A 22,324-nucleotide genomic window follows, 5' to 3' on the forward strand; every position below is an offset into this window, starting at 1 on the left:
CTGTCCACGCTGAGTTTGCGAATCGCAACACAGCGTGGCGACTGTGTGCCTAACCTGGCCATACGTGGCGCACCAACAACGCCGTCTGGTGAACCGGGAGTTGCCCATGCCAGGACCGAAGGACCTCGACCCGTCGTCGTCGCCGCGCGCGCTGCTGGGCGCGGAGTTGCGGCACGCGCGCGAGAAGGCGGGGCTCAGCCAGGAGCAGCTGGGCCAACTGCTGTTCGCGAGCGGCTCGTTCATCGGGCAGTTGGAGGCGGGGACGCGGCGGATACAGCCGGAACACGCCCGGGTGTTGGACGAGGTGCTGGGGACGGGGGATTTCTTCCAGCGGAACTGCAAGGCGTCGGCCAAGTCCCGCTATCCCGAGCACTTCGCGGAGGCGGCGGAGGCGGAGGCTGAAGCCACGGCGATCCGGATGTACGCGCCGATGCTGATCCCCGGCCTGCTCCAGACGCGCGCGTACGCACGGGCCGTCAACCGCGCATACGACCCGACGGCGCCGGAGGCGACCATCGACGAGTGGGTGGAGGGCCGGATGGTGCGCACCCGCCTGCTCGACCATCCAACAAATCCTGTGTTGTGGGCGGTGCTTGACGAAGCAGCGTTACGCCGGGAGACCGGCGGCCGGGCCCTCATGGCGGAGGCCCTGTGCCACCTCGCGGACCTGATCCGCCGGAACCGGGTCATCGTGCAGGTACTGCCGTTCAGCGCGGGAGCACATAAGGCAATGGACGGCTCATTGAAGCTGATGGACTTCGAGGACGCCCCTCCGCTGGTCTACTTCGAAGGGCCGGGAACCGGACGCCTGGAGGACGATCCAGCCACCGTCGCCCGGCTGCGGTTCACCTTCGAACTCCTCACGGCCTCCGCACTCTCGCCTCAGAAGTCCCTAGCCCTGATCGAGGCGTTGGCGCAGGATTACGCCCATGAGGAACATCCCTGACCACGACCTGAGCACGACCACTTGGCGCAAGTCGAGCTACAGCGGCGGCGGCGGCAACGACTGCCTCGAAGTAGCCGACGGCCACCCCACCCTCGTCCCCGTCCGCGACTCCAAGAACCCCCACGGCCCGAAGCTCGTGTTCCGGGCGGAGCCATGGGCCGCGTTCGTCGAGGACGTGAAGGCCCGGTAGATGACAGGGCGGGACGCCGGCGGCTGGACCGGCATGGACTATCGCGGCTGGCAGGACCACGGGGACGTCACGCGGCGCCTGGACGCCGGGGCCGATCCGGAGAGGTGGGGCGTCGGAGGCTCGCGGCCCCTGCATCGCGCCGCGGTGTTCGGCTCGCCCGAGGTCGTCGCGGAACTGGCCCGGCGCGTGGCGGATGTGGACGCGCTGGAGAACGGAACGACCGCGCTGTGGGACGCCGTGGTGGCGGGCCGTACGGAGAACGCGCGAGCGCTGGCCGCCGCCGGAGCCGACCCGCAGTGGGTCGGATACGGCGGCTGGACGCCAGGGCGGCTGAGTCTCGCCGGGCCGGAGCCGGACCTGTTCGACCTGTCCGAGGCTCAGCCGGGTCTGTCGCAGGCGGAGCGCGCGGTGGCGGAGGAGGGCCGACGGCTGATCGCGGCCCTCGGTGACTTCTACTACGACGGCCTGGGCCTGGCGGCCGTGGGCGGGATCGACGCCGAGGAGGCGATACGCCGCCTGGAGGCGACCCCGGCCGACGGCGAACTGATCGAGGACCTACTGGCGGACCCGTTCGACCACGACCTGGACGAGACCCTGCGGCTCGTCGGCGTGACGACAGTGCCGGGCGGCTGCGTCATCACCCAACCGTGGGGGTACGGCCCTTCGATGCCTGGCATACACACCCGCCTCTCCGCAGGCACCGTCTCCTACGGCCTGTACGCCAACCCCAAGAGCGGGAACCAGGGCAGCATCCACCGCGATGGCGTCGGCCAGGGCTGGGACCTGCACCCCGGGGGCGGCCCGTACCCGGAGGAGAGCCCGGAAGAGGTCCTGTTCTCGTACGTCTACTGCCACCACGCGGTGGCCTACTCGCTCGCGTACGCCGGACTGCGCCCGACCGACGCCCGCGCGGTCCTCGGCCCGCCGGACCACTGGGTCGAACTGCCGGATCGCGACTACTGGGCAACGTGACGAGAGTTCGTGGCCCAGTTGGAGGCAACGGCCCCCCAAGGTGCATGCTGAAGGTCGGCCGCAGCCCTTGACGGGGCCCCCGCCAAGCCCCGGAGCCACCCGATGAACCACGCCCAGCTAACCGCCCTCGGCCGAGCCCTCCGCCTCCTCGGCGAGCACGGCGAGGCCCTCGCCGCCACCACCCCGGACGCCAAGCTCCACGAGGTCAAGGCCGACCTGCGCCGCGCCCTCGACCTCCTCGACGAGAGCGTCGCCGGCGCCGCCCCCACCACCCGCTGCCCCGAGCACCCGAACGGCCCGGTCGACGAGAACGCCCACGACCTGTGCCTGCTCTGCGAAACCCGCCGCCGAGCCGCCCGCCGCGCCGAGTACAGCGGCGGTCCCGTACCCCCGCACGCCACCGAGACCGCCCCCTCCCGCTACGGCGTCCGCGCCGACCGCCCCCAGCCCCAGCAGCGCTGGCTGCCGGAGCTGTGGAACGGCCAGGAGTGGCAGCTCTGCGGCACCCCGCGCCGCGACCGCCGCGAGGCCGAGCTGTATCTCGCCGCCCAGCGCCGCGGCCCGCGCCCCGCCATGGCCTACCGGCTCGTGCACGAGTTCACCGACTACGAGGTGCTGCGCGTGTGGGGCGCACCGGTGAAGGTCGACATCGAGCCCTTGGGGAACCTGTAGAGGCCGTACGGCTTTCACACCCGTACGGCCTCCGCGCCTCCTGCCGCCCTACGACTTCGCCGTCGCCCCCACCCGCTCCGCCGCGCCCTCCGCCACCGGCTCCCCGCCCACGGTCACCGTCTGACGCGGGATGAACGACGCCACCACGAAGGCCAGCAGCGCCGCCCCGGCGCCCACCGCCAGGACCACCTTGAAGGCGTTCTCGGACGGCAGGGCGTACCCGCCGAGGTCCGTCGTCATCTGGGCGAGGATCACGCCCGCGACCGCACTCGCCATGGACGTACCGAGGGAACGCATCAGCGTGTTGAGGCTGTTCGCGGCGGCCGTCTCCGACGCGGGCACGGCGCTCATGATGAGCGCGGGCATCGAGCCGTAGCCGAAGCCGACTCCGGCGCCGATGACGCAGGCCACCAGGATGAAGTGCCAGACCTCGGACATCAGGACGATGTTGAGGCTGTAGCCGGCGGCCACGATGAGGACGCCGATCATGAGGGTGGCCTTCGGGCCCTTGGCCCGGGAGATCGCCGCGGACACCGGGGCCGTGGCCATCATGACCAGACCCGAGGGCGCCATGCACAGGCCCGCCACCAGCATCGACTTGCCCAGGCCGTAGCCGGTCCGGGAGGGGAGCTGGAGGAGCTGCGGGATGACCAGGCTCATCGCGAACATCGCGAAGCCGACCGCGATCGAGGCCAGGTTGGTGACCAGTACCTGGCGGCGGGCCGTCGTGCGCAGGTCGACCAGCGGCTGGTCGGTGCGCAGTTCCCACCAGCCCCAGGCCGGCAGGATCACCACGGCCGCCGCGAACAGGCCGAGCGTGGTCCCGCTGGTCCAACCCCAGTCGGCGCCCTTGGAGATGCCCAGGAGCAGACAGACCAGGCCGGCCGCCATGCCCATGCCGCCGACGAGGTCGAAGCGCCCGCCGGTGCGCACCTTCGACTCGGGCACCACCAGCAGCACGCACCCCAGCGCGACGACCCCCATGCCGGCCGACGTCCAGAACAGCACGTGCCAGTCGAAGTTGTCCGCGATGAGCGCGGCGGCGGGCAGCCCGAGGGCGCCGCCGATGCCGAGCGAGGCGCTCATCAGGGCGGTCGCGGAGCCGAGGCGCTCGGCGGGCAGCTCGTCGCGCATGATGCTGATGCCGAGCGGGATCACCCCGGAGGCCAGACCCTGGAGCACCCGTCCGACGATCATCGGGACCAGCGAGTCGCTCAGGGCGCAGACCACCGAGCCGCTGACCAGCAGCACGACGCTGACCAGCAGCATCCGCCGCTTGCCGTACATGTCGCCCAGCCGCCCCATCACCGGCGTCGCCACGGCCGCCGCGAGCAGCGTCGCCGTGACGGCCCAGGCGGTGTCCGACGCCGGGGCGTCGAGCAGCCTGGGCAGCTCCGGGACGATCGGGATGACCAGGGTCTGCATCAGCGAGACGACGATCCCGGCGAAGGCCAGCACCGCCACCACGGAATTCGTTCTCGGCGATGGGGGGTGGGACGACATGGCGGGGCCTCCGTCGGCGCACGAGCAAGGAAAGACTGCTGATTGACCGAGGCAACCTTAAGTCAGTTGATTGACTTACTCAAGCGACGCAGGTCACCCCCGCACAGCGGGAATGACCAACCGGACGTCAGCTCAGAGTCTTCAGCGCCGCCGCGTCGTACGCCGCCAGCTCGTCGACACGGCCCGACAGCACCTTGGCCGCCCACTCCGGGTCCTGGAGCAGGGCACGGCCGACGGCGACCATGTCGTACTCCTCGCGCTCCAGGGCGTCCAGGAGATCGTCGATGCCCTTGACCGCGGAGCCCTCACCGGCGAAGGCCCTGATGAAGTCGCCGTCCAGGCCGACCGAGCCGACGGTGATCGTGGGCTTGCCCGTCAGCTTCTTCGTCCAGCCGGCCAGGTTGAGGTCGGAGCCGTCGAACTCCGGGATCCAGTAGCGGCGGGTGGAGGCGTGGAAGGCGTCGACGCCGGCCGCGGCGAGCGGGGTCAGGATGGCCTCCAGCTCCTCCGGGGTCTCGGCGAGGCGCGCGTCGTAGGCCTCCTGCTTCCACTGCGAGTAGCGGAAGATGACCGGGAACTCCGCGGAGACCCGCTCGCGTACGGCGGCCACGATCTCCGCGCCGAACTGCGTACGGGCGACCGGGTCACCGCCGTACGCGTCCGTGCGGCGGTTGGTGCCCTCCCACAGGAACTGGTCGACCAGGTAGCCGTGGGCGCCGTGGATCTCCACACCGTCGAAGCCGATGCGCTCGGCGTCCGCGGCGGACTGCGCGAACGCGCCGATGACGTCGTCGAGGTCCTGGCGGGTCATCGCCCTGCCGGTGGGCTCGGTGGCGCCGATACGCAGACCCGAGGGGCCGACGGCGGGGGCGTCCGCGACCGGCGGCTGCCCCTGCTCGCGCACCATGCCGATGTGCCACAGCTGCGGGACGATCGTGCCGCCCGCCGCGTGCACCGCCTCGGCGACCTTCGCCCAGCCCGCGAGCTGCTCCTCGCCGTGGAACCGCGGGACGCGGCTGCTCTGTCCGGCGGAGTCGTGGCCGACGTACGTGCCCTCGGTGACGATCAGACCGACGCCCGCGGCGGCGCGGCGGGAGTAGTACGACGCCACGTCCTCGCCGGGTACGCCGCCCGGGGAGAACATGCGGGTCATCGGCGCCATCGCGATGCGGTTGGGAACGGTGAGGCCGTTGATCGTGGTCGGCCGGGACAGGATCTGGGCCGCGCGGGAGGCGGGGGACTCGGTGACGGTCACGTCGTGGGCTCCTCGAGGACTGTAGCTAGAGACCAGCTGGTATGTGCATGGGCATTGTTGCACCTCGTTAAGCAACGATGAGTGTGAGACTGCGCATTCCCAGAGAGGGGGATCGGTTCTGCGAGCGGCTGCGGGTGCGCCTTCTTCAGGGGCGCGAGGAACTGCGCGACCGGCCACGAACCACCCGCACCCGCCAACGCACCGAGGGCGGCACCCCCGTCGCGAATATCGCAACAGGAGGTGCCGCCCTCGGCAAGGACGTTGATCAACCGGAGCCGAAACCCCGAGGTCGATCAGAAGTCCATGTCACCGCCCGGCATACCGCCACCGGCGGGCGCGGCGGCCTTCTCCGGCTTGTCGGCGATGACGGCCTCGGTGGTGAGGAACAGCGCGGCGATCGACGCGGCGTTCTGCAGCGCGGAACGCGTCACCTTCGCCGGGTCGATGATGCCCTCGGCGACCAGGTCGACGTACTCACCGGTCGCGGCGTTCAGGCCGTGGCCCGGGGTGAGGTTGCGGACCTTCTCCACCACGACGCCGCCCTCGAGGCCGGCGTTGACGGCGATCTGCTTCAGCGGGGCCTCAAGGGCGAGCTTGACGGCGGCAGCGCCGGTCGCCTCGTCACCCTCCAGCTCCAGCTTCTCGAAGACACCGGAGGCCTGCAGCAGGGCCACGCCACCACCGGCGACGATGCCCTCCTCGACGGCCGCCTTGGCGTTGCGCACGGCGTCCTCGATGCGGTGCTTGCGCTCCTTGAGCTCGACCTCGGTCGCGGCACCGGCCTTGATGACGGCGACGCCACCGGCGAGCTTCGCCAGGCGCTCCTGCAGCTTCTCGCGGTCGTAGTCCGAGTCGCTGTTCTCGATCTCGGCGCGGATCTGGTTGACGCGACCCGCGACCTGCTCCGAGGAACCGGAGCCGTCGACGATGGTGGTCTCGTCCTTGGTGATGACGACCTTGCGGGCCTTGCCCAGGAGGTCCAGGGAGGTGTTCTCGAGCTTGAGACCGACCTCCTCGGAGATGACCTCGCCACCGGTGAGGATGGCGATGTCGTTCAGCATGGCCTTGCGGCGGTCACCGAAGCCCGGGGCCTTGACGGCGACGGACTTGAAGGTGCCGCGGATCTTGTTGACGACCAGGGTCGACAGGGCCTCGCCCTCGACGTCCTCGGCGATGATCAGCAGCGGCTTGCCCGACTGCATGACCTTCTCCAGCAGCGGGAGCAGGTCCTTGACCGAGGAGATCTTGGAGTTGGCGATCAGGATGTACGGGTCGTCGAGGACGGCCTCCATACGCTCCATGTCGGTGGCGAAGTACGCCGAGATGTAGCCCTTGTCGAAGCGCATACCCTCGGTGAGCTCCAGCTCCAGACCGAAGGTCTGGGACTCCTCGACGGTGATGACGCCTTCCTTGCCGACCTTGTCCATGGCCTCGGCGATGAGCTCGCCGATCTGGGTGTCGGCGGCGGAGATGGAGGCCGTGGAGGCGATCTGCTCCTTGGTCTCGACGTCCTTGGCCTGCTCGAGCAGGGCGGCGGAGACGGCCTCGACGGCCTTCTCGATACCGCGCTTGAGGGCCATCGGGTTGGCGCCGGCGGCTACGTTGCGCAGGCCTTCCTTGACCAGGGCCTGGGCGAGAACGGTCGCGGTGGTCGTACCGTCACCGGCGACGTCGTCCGTCTTCTTGGCGACTTCCTTGACCAGCTCGGCGCCGATCTTCTCGTACGGGTCCTCGAGCTCGATCTCCTTGGCGATGGAGACACCATCGTTGGTGATCGTGGGGGCGCCCCACTTCTTCTCGAGGACGACGTTGCGGCCCTTGGGGCCGAGCGTCACCTTCACGGCGTCCGCGAGCTGGTTCATGCCGCGCTCGAGGCCGCGCCGCGCCTCCTCGTCGAACGCGATGATCTTGGCCATGTGAAGTGGTCCCTCCAGGACTGGGGGTGATTCCTTCGGACCGCGCCCGCGCCCGCGACGGACGGCTCGCATGCCTTGTGGTTCCTTGCCCCACTCGGCCTGCGGGCCTCACCGACCCGGTCCTTCGTTGTCACTCTCACCTTCAGAGTGCTAACGCAATGATTAGCACTCGACCCATGCGAGTGCAAGCGGCTCTCGGGGATCGGGAGGGGTGATCCGCGGGGCGCGAACAGGGCGCCGGACGCGTCCGACCATGGCGAAGGGCCCGCACCCCCGGGGGGTGCGGGCCCTTCGAAGAAGAACGTCGCTGCAGTTAGTCGACGCGTGCTTCAGCCGGTCGCCAGACGAACCATGTCCGCCTGCGGCCCCTTCTGGCCCTGCGAGATCTCGAAATCGACCCGCTGACCTTCCTCCAGGGTGCGGTAACCGTCCATCTGGATCGCGCTGTAGTGGACGAAAACATCCGCACCACCGTCGACCGCGATGAAGCCGTACCCCTTCTCCGCGTTGAACCACTTGACGGTGCCCTGAGCCATGCCTAACTCCCCTATTACTGGCCCTTGCACAGATCCACACTTCGCGGATCCGGGTCAGACCTCACCCCCCATTGGTCGGGGGCGTGCGCCGGAACGCGTCGACCGCGGCTGAATGTATCTGCCCAACTGCCGTCTGCAACAGGTCAATCGGACGAGAAATCCAGGCACGACCGGTCGGGAATGTGGGGACAATTACCCTGACTTCAGGTCAAGTCGGACCCGGCAAAGGGAACAAAAGCCGCAAAAAACCCGCATACTTTGGCTACTTCTTGTCGGGCTTGCGGCAGAAATCAAAGGCCAATCAAGGGCCGCCGACCTGTGGAGCGGCGGTACGTTCCCCAACTGTACCTCGCTCAACCACACAGAATTGCCCCCTCCGCTTCTCTCACGGAGGGGGCAATTCGATGAACTCTTAGTGACCGGTGTTACCGATGGTAATGATCGGTCATTCGGTCACCCGCCGTCAGCCGCCGGCGACGGCCGGGATGATGGAAACGCCGGCACCGTCCGGGGTGGCCGTCTCCAGCCCCTGCTCGAAACGTACGTCGTCGTCATTGACGTACACATTGACGAACCGACGCAGCTTGCCCTGGTCGTCGAGAACGCGGGCGGCGATACCCGTGTGGTTCTTCTCCAGGTCGGCGATGACCTCGGCGAGGTTCGCGCCCTCGGCGGCGACCTCGGCCTGGCCACCCGTATAGGTGCGCAGGATGGTGGGGATGCGGACGGTCACGCTCATGCGAGGCCAGCCTCTCGGAAGGAGTCCAGGTTCGGGCGGATGGTGGCGGTGAGGCCGGTGCCGGCCACCGCGTCGAGGGTCTTGAGGCCGTCGCCCGTGTTCAGGACGACGGTGGTCTTGGTGGGGTCGAGGAGGCCATTCTCGATCAGCTTCTTCGTGACGCCCACCGTGACGCCGCCCGCAGTCTCCGCGAAGATGCCCTCCGTTCGGGCGAGGATCTTGATCGCGTCGACGACCTGCTCATCCGTCACGTCCTCCACCGCACCGCCCGTACGCCGCGCGATGTCCAGGACGTACGGACCGTCGGCCGGGTTGCCGATCGCCAGCGACTTGGCGATGGTGTTCGGCTTCTGCGGGCGGACCACGTCGTGCCCCGCCTTGTACGCCGTCGACACCGGCGAGCAGCCCTCGGCCTGCGCGCCGAAGATCTTGTACGGCTTGTCCTCGACGAGCCCGAGCTTGATCAGCTCCTGCAGACCCTTGTCGATCTTCGTGAGCTGCGAACCGGACGCGATCGGGACGACGAGCTGGTCCGGGAGCTGCCAGCCGAGCTGCTCGCAGATCTCGTACGCGAGGGTCTTGGAGCCCTCCGCGTAGTACGGCCGCAGGTTGACGTTGACGAAGCCCCAGCCCTCGCCGGCCGGGTCGCCGATCAGTTCGGAGCAGAAGCGGTTCACGTCGTCGTAGTTGCCCTCGATGCCGACGAGCTCGCCGCCGTAGACCGCGGCCATGACGACCTTGCCCTGCTCCAGGTCGTGCGGGATGAAGACGCAGGAGCGGAAACCCGCGCGGGCCGCCGCGGCGCCCACCGCGCCGGCCAGGTTGCCGGTGGAGGAGCAGGACAGGGTGGTGAAGCCGAAGGCGCGGGCGGCCTCCAGGGCCTGGGCGACGACGCGGTCCTTGAAGGAGTGCGTCGGGTTACCGGAGTCGTCCTTCACATACAGACCGCCGGTCACGCCGAGTTCGCGGGCGAGGTTGTCGGCCTTGACGAGCTGGGTCCAGCCGGGGTTGATGTTCGGCTTGGTGGCCACGTCGGCGGGGACGGGCAGCAGGGGCGCGTAGCGCCAGATGTTCGCGGGGCCCGCTTCGATCTGCTTGCGCAGCTCCTCGGTGTCGTACGCCGAGAAGTCGTAAGCGATCTCCAGCGGGCCGAAACACTCCTCGCACGCGAAGACCGGTCCGAGGGGTACCCGGTGACCGCACTCGCGGCAGGACAGCGCCGCGGCGGGACCGAGGTCTACGGTGGAATCGGTGGTGCTTGCAACAGTCTGCACAGCCATGTGAGGCGAGGCCCTTTCTCCTCATCTTCCTCACGACGCATCTCGCCGTGAGACGGATTTGGCACCTTCCCAAGCCGGGAGCCTCGCGGAGACGATCGACAGTGATCGTTACGAGAGCCGACTGGAGGGTTGCCGGGGCTTCATCGGGCCGTTTCCCTCTGCCCCTCTGGATGAGCTGTATGCGGTTGTTAACAACGGTTGACCCCGGACATGCGATGGTCATCCGCGTTGTTCAAGACTGTAACCGAAGGCCAGGACAGTTGAGATAGTCGTCCGAACCGCGAGATGGATCACACGATTACCTGCTGTGATCACGACAGTTAGGAGCCGCAGACTGTGCTGGAAGAAGTCGAGCGCTGGCTGAGCACCCGCTCCTGGTCCGTGACCGATCGCCCGCTCCATCAGATCCTGGCCGCCAAACAGCGTACGGGTCAGTCGGTCTCCGTCGTGCTGCCCGCGCTCAACGAGGAGGAGACGGTCGGCGACATCGTCGCGATCATCCGTCACGACCTCATGCAACAGGTCCCGCTGGTCGACGAGATCGTCGTCGTCGACTCGGGATCCACCGACCGGACCTCCGAGGTGGCCGCCGCAGCGGGCGCGACGGTGGTGCACCGCGACGAGATCCTCCCGCGCGTCCCCTCCGTGCCCGGCAAGGGCGAGGTCCTGTGGCGCTCCCTGCTGGTCACGAGCGGGGACATCGTCTGTTTCATCGACGCCGACCTGAAGGAGTTCTCCTCCGACTTCGTCTCCGGCATCGTGGGCCCGCTGCTCACCAACCCCGAGGTCGACCTGGTCAAGGGCATGTACGACCGTCCGCTGCGCGGCGCCGCCGGGCAGGGCGGCCGGGTCACCGAACTCATGGCGCGCCCGCTGCTGAACATGCACTGGCCGCAGCTGGCCGGTTTCGTGCAGCCGCTGGGCGGCGAGTACGCGGCCCGCCGCAACCTGCTGGAACAGCTCCCGTTCCCCGTCGGATACGGCGTGGAGCTGGGCATGCTGATCGACGCCCTGCACCTGGTGGGTCTGGACGCGCTGGCCCAGGTGGACGTGGGAGTGCGCAAGCACCGGCACCAGGACGGGCAGGCGCTCGGCCGGATGTCCGCCGCGATCTACCGCACGGCCCAGCTGCGGCTGGCCCGCGGGCATCTGATCCGGCCGTCGCTCACCCAGTTCGAGCGGGGCGAGGACGGATTCGAGCCGCGTACGTACTCCGTGGACACCGAGGAGCGGCCGCCGATGGTGGAGATCGCCGAGTACGCGACGCGGAAGGTCGCGTAAACGCCGGAAACCGGCCGTATACAGGGCGTGCAAGAGCCGCCCACTGAGCGGAACCGCACGTTTGAGCGTTTCCGGGCCGGGCTAGGTTGAGGCGTATGGCTACCACGCAGGATGCGCAGGGTGCGGCCAGGGTGCTGGTCGCGTCGAACCGCGGGCCGGTCTCCTACGAGGTGCGCGAGGACGGCTCGCTGCACTCCAAGCGGGGCGGCGGCGGAGTCGTCTCCGGGCTGTCGGCGATCGGGCCGGACGCGGGCGCCCTGTGGGTGTGCTCGGCGCTGTCCGACGGGGACCGCGAGGCGGTGCGGCGCGGGGTCGGCGAGGACGGCGTGCTGATGCTGGACATCCCGGCCGGCGTGCACGCGGACGCGTACAACGGGATCGCGAACTCGGTCCTGTGGTTCGTCCACCACATGCTGTACCAGACGCCGCTGGAGCCGGTCTTCGACGCGGAGTTCCGGCGCCAGTGGGCGTCGTACGAGACGTACAACCGTGCCTTCGCCGAGGCGCTGGCCGGCCGGGCGGCGCCGGGGGCGGCGGTGCTGGTCCAGGACTACCACCTGACGCTGGTGCCCGGGATGCTCCGCGAGCTGCGTCCCGACCTGCGTATCGGCCACTTCTCGCACACGCCGTGGGCGCCGCCGGAGTACTTCCGGATGCTGCCGGACGACATCGCCGGGCAGGTGCTGCGCGGGATGCTCGGCGCGGACCGGCTGGGATTCCTCACGCGGCGCTGGGCGGACGCGTTCGAGGCGTGCTGCGACCGGTTCGCCGGCGGGCTCGGCGACACGCGGGTCGGGGTGCACGGGCTGGGGGCGGACGCGGACTTCCTGCGGGCGCGCTCGCATCAGCCCGACGTGGCCGAACGGATGGCGGCGCTGCGGGACGAGATCGGCACGGCCGCGGACGGCAGCGCCCGCAGGACGATCGTGCGGGTCGACCGGACCGAGCTGTCCAAGAACATCGTGCGGGGTCTGCTGGCGTACCGGCAGCTGCTCGACGACCACCCCGAGTGGCGCGATCGGGTGGTGCACGTGGCCTTCGCGTACCCCTCGCGGCAGGACCTTGCGGTGTACCGGGACTACACGGCCGAGGTCCAGCGACTGGCGGAGGAGATCAACTCCGGCTACGGGACCCCGACTTGGACCCCGGTGGTCCTCCACGTCAAGGACGACTTCGCCCGCTCCCTGGCGGCCTACCGGCTGGCCGACGTGGCCCTGGTCAACCCCATCCGGGACGGCATGAACCTCGTCGCCAAGGAGGTACCGGTCGTCTCCGACGAGGGATGCGTGCTGGTCCTGTCGCGCGAGGCGGGCGCCTTCGAGGAACTGGGCGAGGACGCGCTCGCCGTGAACCCGTACGACGTCATCGGCACGGCACAGGCACTGCACGAGGCGTTGTCCATGGGCCCGGAGGACCGAGCGGAACGCTCAAAACGCCTCGCAGCCTCCGCGACCGCACTACCGCCGACCCAGTGGTTCCTGGAACAGCTGTCCGCACTGGAGGAGGGAAGGGCGAGCGAGCCGGACTGAGCCGGGCGGCTCGGCTGAGACCGGGCGGTCCGGCTGAGGCTGGTCGGCCCGGCTGAGGCTGGTCGGCCCGGCTGAGGCTGGTCGGCCCGGCTGAGCCGAGTCGGGCGCCCGGACCGGGCGGCCTGTCTGAGACCCACCCAGCCTGCGGGCAGTCGTGCCGCTGGGGCGGCACGGGTGGGCGCAGGCGGCACCCCGCAAGCGCGGGCGAGCGTCCCCACCTCCAGCGCAACCACAACCCCCTCGCGGGTCTGCGGGGTCAGGTCGTCCGGTTCGCCAGCGTCTGCAGCAGGCGTACGACCCCCTCCGGGCCGTCGACCACGATGTCCGCCCTCTCCGACAGCTCGGTGACCTCCTCGCTGCCGCTGCAGACCAGGAGGCCGGGGGTGCCGTCGGAGCGGAGTTTGTCGATGGCGGCGTAGGCGGGGAGGTCGCCGAGGTCGTCGCCGGCGTAGAGGACGGACTCGGCGCCCAGTTCGCGGACGTACTCGGTCAGGGCCACGCCCTTGTCCATGCCGGGTGGGCGGAGTTCGAGGACCATGCGGCCCGGTTCGACGATGAGGCCGTTGCGGGTGGCGAGGTCGGTGAGGGGTTCGCGGAGGGCGTCGAAGGTGCCCTGCGGGTCGGCCGCGCGGCGTGTGTGGACGGCGAGGGCGTGTCCCTTGTCCTCGATCCAGGTGCCCTGCCCGGCACCGCTCCCGTCGAGGAGGCCCGGCAGTTCGGCGCGGACGGCCGCGACGCCGGGGTGGGGGTCGGGTGCGGTGACCTCGCCGCTGACGGCGTCCCAGCGCTCGGCACCGTAGTGCCCGAGCACGACGAGGTGCTCCAGCCCCGGGACCCCGGCGAAACCGCCGTACCGCACGGCGACGTCCGCCGGGCGCCCGGTGATCACCGCGACGGCGGCCACCTTCGGGGCGAGCGCGGCGAGCGCCGGCAGGGCGTCGGGGTGGGCCCGGGCCTGCTCGGGGTCCTCGACGATCGGCGCGAGCGTCCCGTCGAAGTCGAGCGCGATCAGCGCCCGCGCGGGGCGGGCGAGAAGGGCGGCCAGGGCGTCACGCCCCGGCTGGGTCGAGGGTGTCGGCAGGGGGTCCATGGAGTTCGTCCGGTCCGAGATGGTCGAGTCCGAGGTGGTCGAGTCCGAGGTGGTCGAGTCCGAGGTGGTCGAGTCCGAAGTGGATGAGTCCGAGTCGGTCAGGTCCTTGTGACTGCCCATACGGCGACCCTATCCAGGGAACACCGCACGTACCCCTCCCTCACCGCTCCGACCGCCGCGCCTCCCGTACCCGCCGCAGGCGGTTCACCGTCACCGGGTCGTGGGCCAGGGCCCGTGGGTCGTCCAGCAGGGCGTTCAGGAGCTGGAAGTAGCGGACGGGGGCCAGGCCCAGCTCCTCGCGTATCGCCCGCTCCTTGGCGCCGGGGCCCGGAAAACCCCGGCGTTCCAAGGCGAGGATGGCCTGCTCGCGGTCGGCGAGGGCGGCGGCCTCGGGCTGGTCCTGGTCCATGTGTCGCACCGTAGCCCCCGCCACCGACAACCGGCGACTACTCCGCGCTCTCCGCCCGCGTCGCCGTCGACTGCAGCTGCCCCAGGATCGCCGCCGGGCTGCCGCCGGACGCGACCGTGCCGCCGATCCGCCGCTTGACGTCCGCGCTGACGGCCGCCCAGGAGGTCCGGCCTACCGGGTAGAGCTCGGAGAGCGGGAGTTCCTGGAGGAAGGGCTTGAGGTCGGCGTCCTGCTTGGCCGCGGTCATCACCCTGGACGCGGAGTTCGTGACGGGAAGCAGGTCGTACTCACGGGAGAAGTCCAGGACGTTGTCCTTGTCGTAGACGAAGTCGAGGAACTCGCCCACCTGCTCGGCATGCCCGTTCTGCTTGAAGGCCATCATCCAGTCGGCCACGCCCATGGAGATCTTGGTGGGCCCCTCGGCGCCGGGCATCGGCACCATGCCGAACTTCACGCCCTTCCTCTCCGCCATGTGCATCAGCGAGGGGTGACCGTTGAGCATGCCGACGTCCCCGGCCGCGAAGGCGGAGAACGCGTCCGCCCGGTTGAGCTCGCCGGGCGCGACCGGCCCGGTGAGCCCCTTGCCGACCAGGTCGTTCTTGAGCCAGTCGAAGGTGGCGACGTTCTCCGTGGAGTCGATGCTGTACGTGCCGAGGTTGGTGTCGGTGTAACCGCCCCCGCCGCTCAGCAGCCACTGCATCGTCTCGGCCTGCGCCTCCTCGGGACCGAGCGGCAGCGCGTAGGGGTACTTCACGCCCTCCGCCTTCAGCGCCTCGGCGTCGGCGGCCAGTTCCTTCCAGGTGGTCGGCGGGGTGAGGCCGGCCTTCTCGAAGAGCGTCTTGTTGTAGAAGAGCAGCCGGGTGGAGGAGGCGAAGGGTATGCCGTACTGCACGCCGTTCACCTGCCCGGCGTCCGCGAGCTGCGAGACGAAGTCGGCCTGGACGGGGATGGAGAGCAGCTCGTCGACCTCGTACAGGAGGTCCTTCGCGGCGTAGTCGGCGTACGCGCCGATCTGCGCCAGGTCCGGCGCGTCCCCGGCGGCGACCATCGCCTTGACCTTGGCGTCGACGTCGTTCCAGGAGTACACGGTGACGTCGATCGACACCCCCGGGTGCTCGGCCTCGTACGCCTTGGCGAGCTTGTCCCAGTACTTCTGGGAACCGTTCGCCGCACTGTCCCCGTAGTCCGCGGCGACCAGCTTCAGCGTCACCTCGTCCGAACCCCCGGTCAGCCCGCAGCCACCCAGTACCGCCGTCAGACCCAGCGCGGTCACCACCGCGATCGTTCCAGTACGTCCGTTACGTCCAGTACGCCCGGTATCTCCCGTACGCCTACGCCGCTGCACGCAAACCTGCCCCACACCCATGTTCGAAACTTTCGAAACGTCATACATATTGCCCCCATAAGGTCTACACCACGTAAGTGGACTAGACCTCTCGCGGGTGCGCAAGACACACTGTCCCCCGTGAGACATGTCATCGCCCTCGATGTGGGCGGCACCGGGATGAAGGCCGCCCTGGCGGGAGCGAGCGGCGCCGTGCCCCGTGGGGGCGACGTCGATCAGCGGCTGCCGCCGCGGGCCCCCACGGCCTCCCTGCTCCACCAGGCCCGCCGCCCGACCGGCCGCGAGCGCGGACCGGACGCGGTCGTCGAGGGCATCCTCGACTTCGCCGCCGAGCTGCGCGCGTACGGCGAGCAGCACTTCGGCGAGCCCGCGGCCGCCGTCGGCGTCGCCGTCCCCGGCATCGTCGACGAGGAGCACGGCATCGCCGCCTACGCGGCCAACCTCGGCTGGCGGGACGTGCCCCTGCGGCAGCTGCTCACCGAACGGCTCGGCGGAACCCCCGTCGCCCTCGGCCACGACGTGCGCACCGGCGGCCTCGCCGAGGGCCGGATCGGCGCGGGCCGGGGCGCCGACCGCTTCCTCTTCGTACCCCTCGGCACCGGCATCGCCGGCGCCATCGGCATCGACGGCCGGGTGGAGGCGGGTGCGCACGGCTTCGCGGGCGAGATCGGCCACATCGTCGTACGGCCCGAGGGTGCCCCCTGTCCGTGCGGGCAGCGCGGCTGCCTGGAGCGGTACGCGTCCGCGGCGGCGGTGAGCGAGGCATGGGCCGCCGCCTGCGGGGACCCGGAGGCGGACGCCGCCGACTGCGCCAAGGCCGTCGCGTCCGGCGACCCGAACGCCGTACGCGTCTGGGAGGAGGCCGTCGCCGCCCTCGCCGACGGCCTGGTCACCGCGCTCACCCTGCTGGACCCCCGCACCCTGATCATCGGTGGCGGGCTCGCCGAGGCGGGGGAAACCTTGTTCACACCGCTGCGGGACGCCGTCCGGCGGCGGGTCACGTTCCAGAAGCTGCCGGAGATCGTCCCCGCGGCCCTGGGCGACACGGCGGGGTGTCTCGGCGCAGGCCTGCTCGCCTGGGATCTCCTCACATCCACCGACCGCACGGAGGAATCGGCCTGATGGCAGCCCACCCAGGGGCGCGGGGAACTGCGCGAGCAACCACCCACAACCCGCACCCCGCATCCGGCAAGGCGCCCCTCATCCTGTCGGGCGCCAACGTGGTCATGCCGACGGGAACCCTCAAAGAGGGCCAAGTGATCGTCGACGGCACGCGCATCACCGGCACAGCCCCGGAGAACGCCCACCGCATCGACCTCACCGGCCACTGGCTCCTGCCAGGATTCGTGGACATCCACAACCACGGCGGCGGCGGAGCCTCCTTCACCTCGGGCACGCCGGACGACGTAGTCACCGGCATCCACACTCACCGCCTGCACGGCACCACCACCCTCGTCGCCTCCACCGTCACCGGCGACATGGACTTCTTGACCCAGCGGGCCGGCCTCCTCTCCGAGCTCGCCGAGCAGGGCGACATCGCCGGCATCCACTTCGAGGGCCCGTTCATCTCCCCGTGCCGCAAGGGCGCCCACTCCGAGGAACTGCTGCGCGACCCGCACCCGGCGGACGTACGCAAACTGATCGACGCGGCGCGCGGCCACGCCACGATGGTCACCCTCGCCACCGAACTGCCGGGCGGCATCGACTCCGTACGCCTGCTGGCCGATCACGGCGTCATCGCGGCGATCGGGCACACGGACGCGACGTACGAGCAGACGGTGGAGGCGATCGAGGCGGGCGCCACGGTGGCCACCCATCTCTTCAACGCGATGCCTCCGCTCGGCCACCGCGAGCCGGGCCCGATCGCGGCCCTGCTGGAGGACGAGCGGGTGACGGTCGAGCTGATCAACGACGGCACACACCTCCACCCCGCGGCGCTGGAGCTGGCGTTCCATCACGCGGGCGCGGACCGGGTCGCGTTCATCACGGACGCGATGGACGCGGCCGGCTTCGGCGACGGCCGCTACATGCTCGGCCCGCTGGAGGTGGAGGTGGCCGACGGTGTGGCGCGCCTGGTGGAGGGCGGCTCGATCGCGGGCTCGACCCTCACCCTCGACCGCGCCCTCAAGCGGGCGGTGACGATCGACCGGCTGCCGATCGAGGACGTCGTGGCGGCGCTGTCCGCCAACCCCGCCAAGCTGCTCGGCCGCTACGACCGCATCGGCTCCCTGGAGCCCGGCAAGGACGCCGACCTGGTCCTGCTGGACTCCGACTTCGAGCTCAAGGGCGTGATGCGCCGGGGCGAATGGGTGGTTGAGCCCCAACTGGGGTGAGTTGTCCTGCTGTTGGGGGCGGCGGTTGTCCTGGGAGACTGGGACGGCCGCCGCCCGTTTGGCATGATCAGGCCTCCGGGCGGAGCGTCCGGCAGACAGACGGCGAACACATTGCGAACTTCGGGGGAGGTCGGCCCAGGTGATCCTCACGGTCACACTGAACACCGCTCTCGACATCACCTACCGGGTACCGGCGCTGCGGCCCCACACCTCCCACCGGGTCTCCGAGGTGACCGAGCGCCCCGGCGGCAAGGGTCTGAACGTGGCCCGGGTGCTGGCGGCCCTCGGCCACGAGGTGACGGTCACGGGCTTCACGGGCGGCGCGACGGGCCGCGTGGTCCAGGAACAGCTCACCGACACGCCGGGCGTGGTGAACGCGCTGGTCCCGGTGACGGGAGCGACCCGGCGCACGATCGCCGTCGTCGACGAGCACACGGGCGACACGACCCAGCTCAACGAGCCGGGCCCGACGATCACCCCCGCAGAGTGGTCCGCCTTCCAGGAGGCCTACGAGGACCTGCTCGCGTCGGCTTCCGCGGTGGCCCTGTGCGGCAGCCTGCCGCCGGGGCTGCCGGTCGGGGCGTACGCCGGTCTGGTGCGGTCCGCGAAGGCGGCCGACGTACCCGTACTGCTGGACACCAGCGGAGAGGCGCTGCGCCGGGGCGTCGCCGCCCGCCCGGACATCATCAAGCCCAACGCCGACGAGCTGGCCGAACTGACCGGCTCCCACGAGCCGTCACGTGCCACGCAGGATGCCCGCAGGCGCGGCGCCCGGGCGGTCGTCGCCTCTCTCGGCGAGGCGGGCCTGCTCGCCCTGACCCCCGAGGGCCGCTGGCGAGCCACCCCGCCCACCCGCGTCCACGGCAACCCGACGGGCGCGGGCGACGCGGCGGTGGCGGGCCTGCTGTCGGGGCTGGTGGAGCGGCTGCCGTGGCCGGACCGCCTGACCCGCGCGGCGGCACTCAGCGCGGCGAGCGTGCTGGCGCCGGTGGCGGGGGAGTTCGACAGGAAGGCGTACGAGGAGCTGTCGGGGAGGGTTGCGGTGACCGGGGAGGTCAGCGCGGCCTAGGGTCTGTCGTTTGGATCAGGTCGGCTGAGAGAGACTGCGCATCTTGGCTGACCCGAGCGGGGCGTGGTGCGTGCAGCTGCAAGGCGGAGGAGGGCGGCGACGCGGAGCGTCGGCAACCGACGACAACGCGGCTGGGGGCCCCCTCTGGGGGAGCGCGTGCCACGCCCCGCGACGCCGGCATGATCCAAACGACAGGCCCTAGTCCTTGACCTGGCCTTCCTTCAACCACAGCTGGTCCAGCAGGACGTTGCACTTGTCGCCGTCCTGGCAGGAGATCGAGATCGTGTTGGTGCCCTTGTTGAGGGACGGCCAGGAGTAGGTCTTCGTCCAGCCCTTGGCGAAGTCACCCTCCTTGGCGTGCGTGAAGTTGCCCAGGTTGAGCTTGGTGCCGAACGGCTTGCCGTTGACGGTGAGCGTCATCGACTGGTCTTCGCCCGTCGCGCTGAACCGCGTGAAGAGGGTGTAGACGCCCTCCTTGGGAATGCCGTTGACCGTCCAGGTGACCGAGGAACCGACCTGGTTGAGGTTCGCCACATAGACGCCGCCGTCCGACTGGGCACCCTCGACGTCCGAGGCGGTCGCCGCACCCTGCAGGCGCAGCGCCTTCGCCTCGATCGCGGGCAGATCCACCTCGTCCTCGGCGCTGCTGCTGGCCGAAGGCTTGGACTCCGCGCTCTCGGACTGCGTCGGCGTCGAGCCCGCCTCGTTGCCGCTGCCGCCCGGCTCGTCGTCCCCGCCCAGCATCGCCACGCTGATGCCTATGACGACCGCCGCGACCACGGCGATCGCGCCGATCAGCAGGCCCTTGGTGTTGGGCCCCCGGCCGCGCCCCGCACCGGACCCGCTGCCGCCGCTGTACGCCGACTGCTGGGTCGTCGGGGCCCCGCCGGGAAGCGTCTCCGGGGCCGCGTAGTGCGCGTTCGGCTGGCCATAGGTGCCCTGCTGCTGCGGGATCTGGCCCTGGGGGGCCGCCGCCGGTGCCGGTGCCTGCTGGCCGTACTGACGCTGCCCGACCGCACGCACGCGGTTGACCGAGCCCGGATAGCCGTAGCCCCCGCCACCGGACGGCGGCTGGGCTCCATTGGCCTGCCCGTCGGCGTAGAGGTAGCCGAACGGGTCGTCGTCCTCAGGCGTGCTCGCGCCGTTGTTGCCGGACGTCATCCCTTGGTACTCCTCACCAGGTGCGGGCGGATGCGATAGGTCTGATGAATGGCGAGCCTACCCGCTCCGGCTGGCCCAAACGGGTGACGCGGATCGCATCAGCTCGCTGACCTGGGCGTTACCCCGCGCGTCTGTGCTGTTTGGGACGAGATCGTTTCTCTACGTACATCCGCTCGTCGGCGGACTTCAACACTTCGTCCGCAGTCATGCCGCAGTGTGCCCACCCGATCCCGAAGCTGGCGCCGACGCGGACCGCCCGCCCCTCGGCCCGGATCGGCTGGATGATCTCGTTGCGCAGACGTACGGCGAGGTCCTCGGCGTCGGCCCGGCCGAGCCCGTCGGCGAGGATCACGAACTCGTCGCCGCCGAGCCGGGCGACGGTGTCGCCGTCGCGGACCTGGCGGGTGAGGCGCCTGGCCACCTCGATGAGCACCGCGTCACCCGCGTTGTGCCCGAACCGGTCGTTGATCGACTTGAAGCCGTCGAGGTCGCAGAAGAGCACCGCGAGCCCCTTGGTGCCGTCGTCGCGCTCCCGCTCGTCGGGGGCGACCGTGTGGACGTGATGGTCGTAACCCTCGAACGCCGCCACGCCCGGCCGGAAGTCGAAGCCGTGACCGTTGGCGTCGTACACGGCGGGGTGACCGTAGGCCGCGTCGGTGGACTCCAGGGCGCCCGCGTTGGTGGGGCGGGTGCACAGCCGGGAGGAGAGGCGGGAGCGCAGCTCGGCGGAGTTCGGCAGGCCGGTGAGCGAGTCGTGCGAGGCGCGGTGGGCGAGCTGGAGCTCGCGGCGCTTGCGGTCCTCGATGTCCTCGACGTGGGTGAGCAGGAAGCGGGGGCCGTCGGCGGCGTCGGCGACGACGGAGTTGCGCAGCGACACCCAGACGTACGTGCCGTCCCGGCGGCCCAGCCTGAGCTCCGCCCGGCCGCCCTCGGCGGAGGTCCTGAGCAGCGTGCCGATGTCCTCGGGGTGGACGAGGTCGGAGAAGGAGTAGCGGCGCATCGCGGAGGCGGGACGGCCCAGCAGGCGGCACAGGGCGTCGTTGGTGCGCAGGATGCGGCCGTGCTGGTCGCCGCCCATCTCGGCGATGGCCATGCCGGAGGGGGCGTACTCGAAGGCCTGCCTGAAGCTTTCCTCACTCGCGCGCAGGGCCTGCTGCTCGCGCTCCAGCCTGACCAGCGCCCGCTGCATATTCGCGCGTAGACGTGCGTTGCTGATGGCGATGGCGGCCTGGAACGCGTACATCTGGAGCGCCTCACGCCCCCACGCGCCCGGCAGCCGGCCGTTGCGCGGCCGGTCCACGGACAGCACGCCGATCAGCTCGCCGCAGGCGCCGCCCCGTACGCCGGGCGTGTACATCGGCGCGAACAGGCGGTCCGAGGGGTGCCACTCGTCCTCGAAGCGGGGCGCGGGGCCGTCGGTGTACCACTGCGGGACGTCGTCGTCGTCGAGTATCCAGCCCTCGGTGTGCGGGATGAAGACCAGGTCACCCCAGTGCTCGCCCATGTTCAGCCGGCGCTCCCAGGACTCCCGGGAGCCGACGCGGCCCGTGATGAGGGCCTCGGCGGCGGGGTTTCCGGCGAAGGCGGCGACGACGAGGTCGCCGTCGGGGCGTACGAGGTTGACGCACGCGAGCTCGAAGCCGAGGCCGGTGACGACACCGTCGGCGACGGTCTGCAATGTGTCCGCCAGGCTGCGGGCCGTGTTCATGTCAGCCATCACCTGGTGCAGTTGTCGGAGGGTCGCAAGACGGACGTACGGCTCCGACTCGGTCTCCATGCTCGCCCTCCCCCCGAGACCTCGCAGCGAATCAAGGGTTCTACTTCGGCGTAACTTCCCTTGCTAGTTCCCCGCCACTGAATCACAGCGCGCTGCCCACTCGGTACACAGGGTCAACAATTAATGGCTCTTGTGACTCAAGTCACAGGCAAACGTGAACAATTGAGCGGTGTTTCTGCGTTTTTCCTGTGCGTTTACTGAACGCAAACTTTGTGCGCGTGTGGAGATCCCACGAAAGGTATCCGAACAGGCACTGCGGGGTTGTCGCTCGGTCCGCGGTCCTAGGTCCGTTCTCGGGCGGAGGCCCGATGCGGGAGGCGC

20 protein-coding genes and 1 riboswitch are annotated in these 22,324 nt (G+C 70.3%); of the genes, 9 read left to right on the forward strand and 11 right to left on the reverse strand.

All coding sequences use genetic code 11. The features are described from left to right. Positions 1-106 precede the first annotated feature (106 nt). The 4 genes from EJ357_RS20640 to EJ357_RS20655 all read left to right on the forward strand — a co-directional run bounded on the left by EJ357_RS20640 (position 107) and on the right by EJ357_RS20655 (position 2,780). Complete coding sequence (locus tag EJ357_RS20640; RefSeq protein ID WP_126393091.1) at positions 107-946, forward strand: helix-turn-helix domain-containing protein; 840 nt, start codon at positions 107-109, stop codon at positions 944-946. Continuing rightward, a complete protein-coding gene (locus EJ357_RS20645; protein WP_126393092.1) occupies positions 930-1,136 on the forward strand; it encodes a DUF397 domain-containing protein in 207 nt (68 codons plus the stop codon). Before EJ357_RS20640 ends, EJ357_RS20645 begins: the two co-directional genes overlap by 17 nt. Continuing rightward, positions 1,137-2,108, forward strand: a complete 972-nt coding sequence (locus EJ357_RS20650) for an ankyrin repeat domain-containing protein (RefSeq protein WP_126393093.1) — start codon at positions 1,137-1,139, stop codon at positions 2,106-2,108. Positions 2,109-2,210: 102 nt separating this feature from the next. Further along, positions 2,211-2,780, forward strand: coding sequence for a hypothetical protein (locus tag EJ357_RS20655; protein WP_126393094.1), 570 nt, complete (start codon positions 2,211-2,213; stop codon positions 2,778-2,780). Positions 2,781-2,828: 48 nt separating this feature from the next. Here EJ357_RS20655 and EJ357_RS20660 read toward each other — a convergent pair whose 3' ends face one another. The 6 genes from EJ357_RS20660 to thrC all read right to left on the reverse strand — a co-directional run bounded on the left by EJ357_RS20660 (position 2,829) and on the right by thrC (position 10,009). Continuing rightward, entirely contained in the window at positions 2,829-4,283 is a 1,455-nt protein-coding gene (locus EJ357_RS20660) for an MFS transporter (RefSeq protein WP_126393095.1), read from the reverse strand. Between the two features lie 127 nt (positions 4,284-4,410). Next, positions 4,411-5,538: an NADH:flavin oxidoreductase gene (locus tag EJ357_RS20665; RefSeq protein ID WP_126393096.1), complete on the reverse strand. Its 1,128-nt coding sequence runs from the start codon at positions 5,536-5,538 to the stop codon at positions 4,411-4,413. Positions 5,539-5,831: 293 nt separating this feature from the next. Then, positions 5,832-7,454, reverse strand: coding sequence for a chaperonin GroEL (groL, locus tag EJ357_RS20670; RefSeq protein ID WP_126393097.1), 1,623 nt, complete (start codon positions 7,452-7,454; stop codon positions 5,832-5,834). Between the two features lie 329 nt (positions 7,455-7,783). Further along, positions 7,784-7,990: a cold-shock protein gene (locus EJ357_RS20675; RefSeq protein WP_007493268.1), complete on the reverse strand. Its 207-nt coding sequence runs from the start codon at positions 7,988-7,990 to the stop codon at positions 7,784-7,786. Between the two features lie 463 nt (positions 7,991-8,453). Continuing rightward, the gene (locus EJ357_RS20680; RefSeq protein ID WP_031478909.1) at positions 8,454-8,729 is read right to left on the reverse strand and encodes a MoaD/ThiS family protein; all 276 of its coding nucleotides are present in this window, start codon (positions 8,727-8,729) and stop codon (positions 8,454-8,456) included. Continuing rightward, complete coding sequence (gene thrC / locus EJ357_RS20685; RefSeq protein ID WP_126393098.1) at positions 8,726-10,009, reverse strand: threonine synthase; 1,284 nt, start codon at positions 10,007-10,009, stop codon at positions 8,726-8,728. Before thrC ends, EJ357_RS20680 begins: the two co-directional genes overlap by 4 nt. Before the next feature lie 18 nt (positions 10,010-10,027). Continuing rightward, positions 10,028-10,186: riboswitch (SAM riboswitch) on the reverse strand. A 159-nt stretch (positions 10,187-10,345) separates the two neighbouring features. On the opposite strand from thrC, the gene EJ357_RS20690 reads away from it, so the two are divergent. Together EJ357_RS20690 and EJ357_RS20695 are read left to right on the forward strand one after the other, a co-directional pair. Continuing rightward, the gene (locus tag EJ357_RS20690) at positions 10,346-11,290 is read left to right on the forward strand and encodes a glucosyl-3-phosphoglycerate synthase (protein ID WP_126393099.1); all 945 of its coding nucleotides are present in this window, start codon (positions 10,346-10,348) and stop codon (positions 11,288-11,290) included. Between the two features lie 131 nt (positions 11,291-11,421). Then, complete coding sequence (locus EJ357_RS20695; protein WP_126399720.1) at positions 11,422-12,819, forward strand: alpha,alpha-trehalose-phosphate synthase (UDP-forming); 1,398 nt, start codon at positions 11,422-11,424, stop codon at positions 12,817-12,819. 256 nt (positions 12,820-13,075) lie between these two features. On the opposite strand, the gene otsB is transcribed toward EJ357_RS20695, so the two are convergent. The 3 genes from otsB to EJ357_RS20710 form a co-directional block, all read right to left on the reverse strand. Further along, positions 13,076-13,909 (reverse strand): trehalose-phosphatase, encoded by an 834-nt coding sequence (gene otsB / locus EJ357_RS20700; RefSeq protein ID WP_126399723.1) that lies wholly within the window; start codon positions 13,907-13,909, stop codon positions 13,076-13,078. A 160-nt stretch (positions 13,910-14,069) separates the two neighbouring features. After that, positions 14,070-14,318, reverse strand: a complete 249-nt coding sequence (locus tag EJ357_RS20705; protein ID WP_126393100.1) for a DUF3263 domain-containing protein — start codon at positions 14,316-14,318, stop codon at positions 14,070-14,072. Between the two features lie 37 nt (positions 14,319-14,355). Next, on the reverse strand, positions 14,356-15,591 hold the full coding sequence (locus EJ357_RS20710; RefSeq protein WP_228473112.1) for an ABC transporter substrate-binding protein: 1,236 nt from the start codon (positions 15,589-15,591) through the stop codon (positions 14,356-14,358). Positions 15,592-15,783: 192 nt separating this feature from the next. Between EJ357_RS20710 and EJ357_RS20715 the strand changes: the two genes are divergently transcribed. The 3 genes from EJ357_RS20715 to EJ357_RS20725 all read left to right on the forward strand — a co-directional run bounded on the left by EJ357_RS20715 (position 15,784) and on the right by EJ357_RS20725 (position 19,065). Then, positions 15,784-16,785: an ROK family protein gene (locus EJ357_RS20715; protein WP_175647456.1), complete on the forward strand. Its 1,002-nt coding sequence runs from the start codon at positions 15,784-15,786 to the stop codon at positions 16,783-16,785. After that, positions 16,785-17,996: an N-acetylglucosamine-6-phosphate deacetylase gene (gene nagA / locus EJ357_RS20720; RefSeq protein ID WP_188142320.1), complete on the forward strand. Its 1,212-nt coding sequence runs from the start codon at positions 16,785-16,787 to the stop codon at positions 17,994-17,996. The genes EJ357_RS20715 and nagA overlap by 1 nt, the downstream gene beginning before the upstream one ends. Before the next feature lie 139 nt (positions 17,997-18,135). After that, positions 18,136-19,065 carry a 1-phosphofructokinase family hexose kinase gene (locus EJ357_RS20725; protein ID WP_126393102.1) on the forward strand — a complete coding sequence of 310 codons (930 nt, stop codon included), beginning with the start codon at positions 18,136-18,138 and terminating at the stop codon, positions 19,063-19,065. 198 nt (positions 19,066-19,263) lie between these two features. Here EJ357_RS20725 and EJ357_RS20730 read toward each other — a convergent pair whose 3' ends face one another. Further along, entirely contained in the window at positions 19,264-20,226 is a 963-nt protein-coding gene (locus EJ357_RS20730; protein ID WP_126393103.1) for a carbohydrate-binding protein, read from the reverse strand. 118 nt (positions 20,227-20,344) lie between these two features. Then, entirely contained in the window at positions 20,345-22,003 is a 1,659-nt protein-coding gene (gene cdgB, locus EJ357_RS20735; RefSeq protein ID WP_126393104.1) for a diguanylate cyclase CdgB, read from the reverse strand. Positions 22,004-22,324: the final 321 nt, after the last annotated feature.

The organism is Streptomyces cyaneochromogenes (assembly GCF_003963535.1).
Taxonomy (GTDB): Bacteria; Actinomycetota; Actinomycetes; order Streptomycetales; family Streptomycetaceae; genus Streptomyces; species Streptomyces shaanxiensis.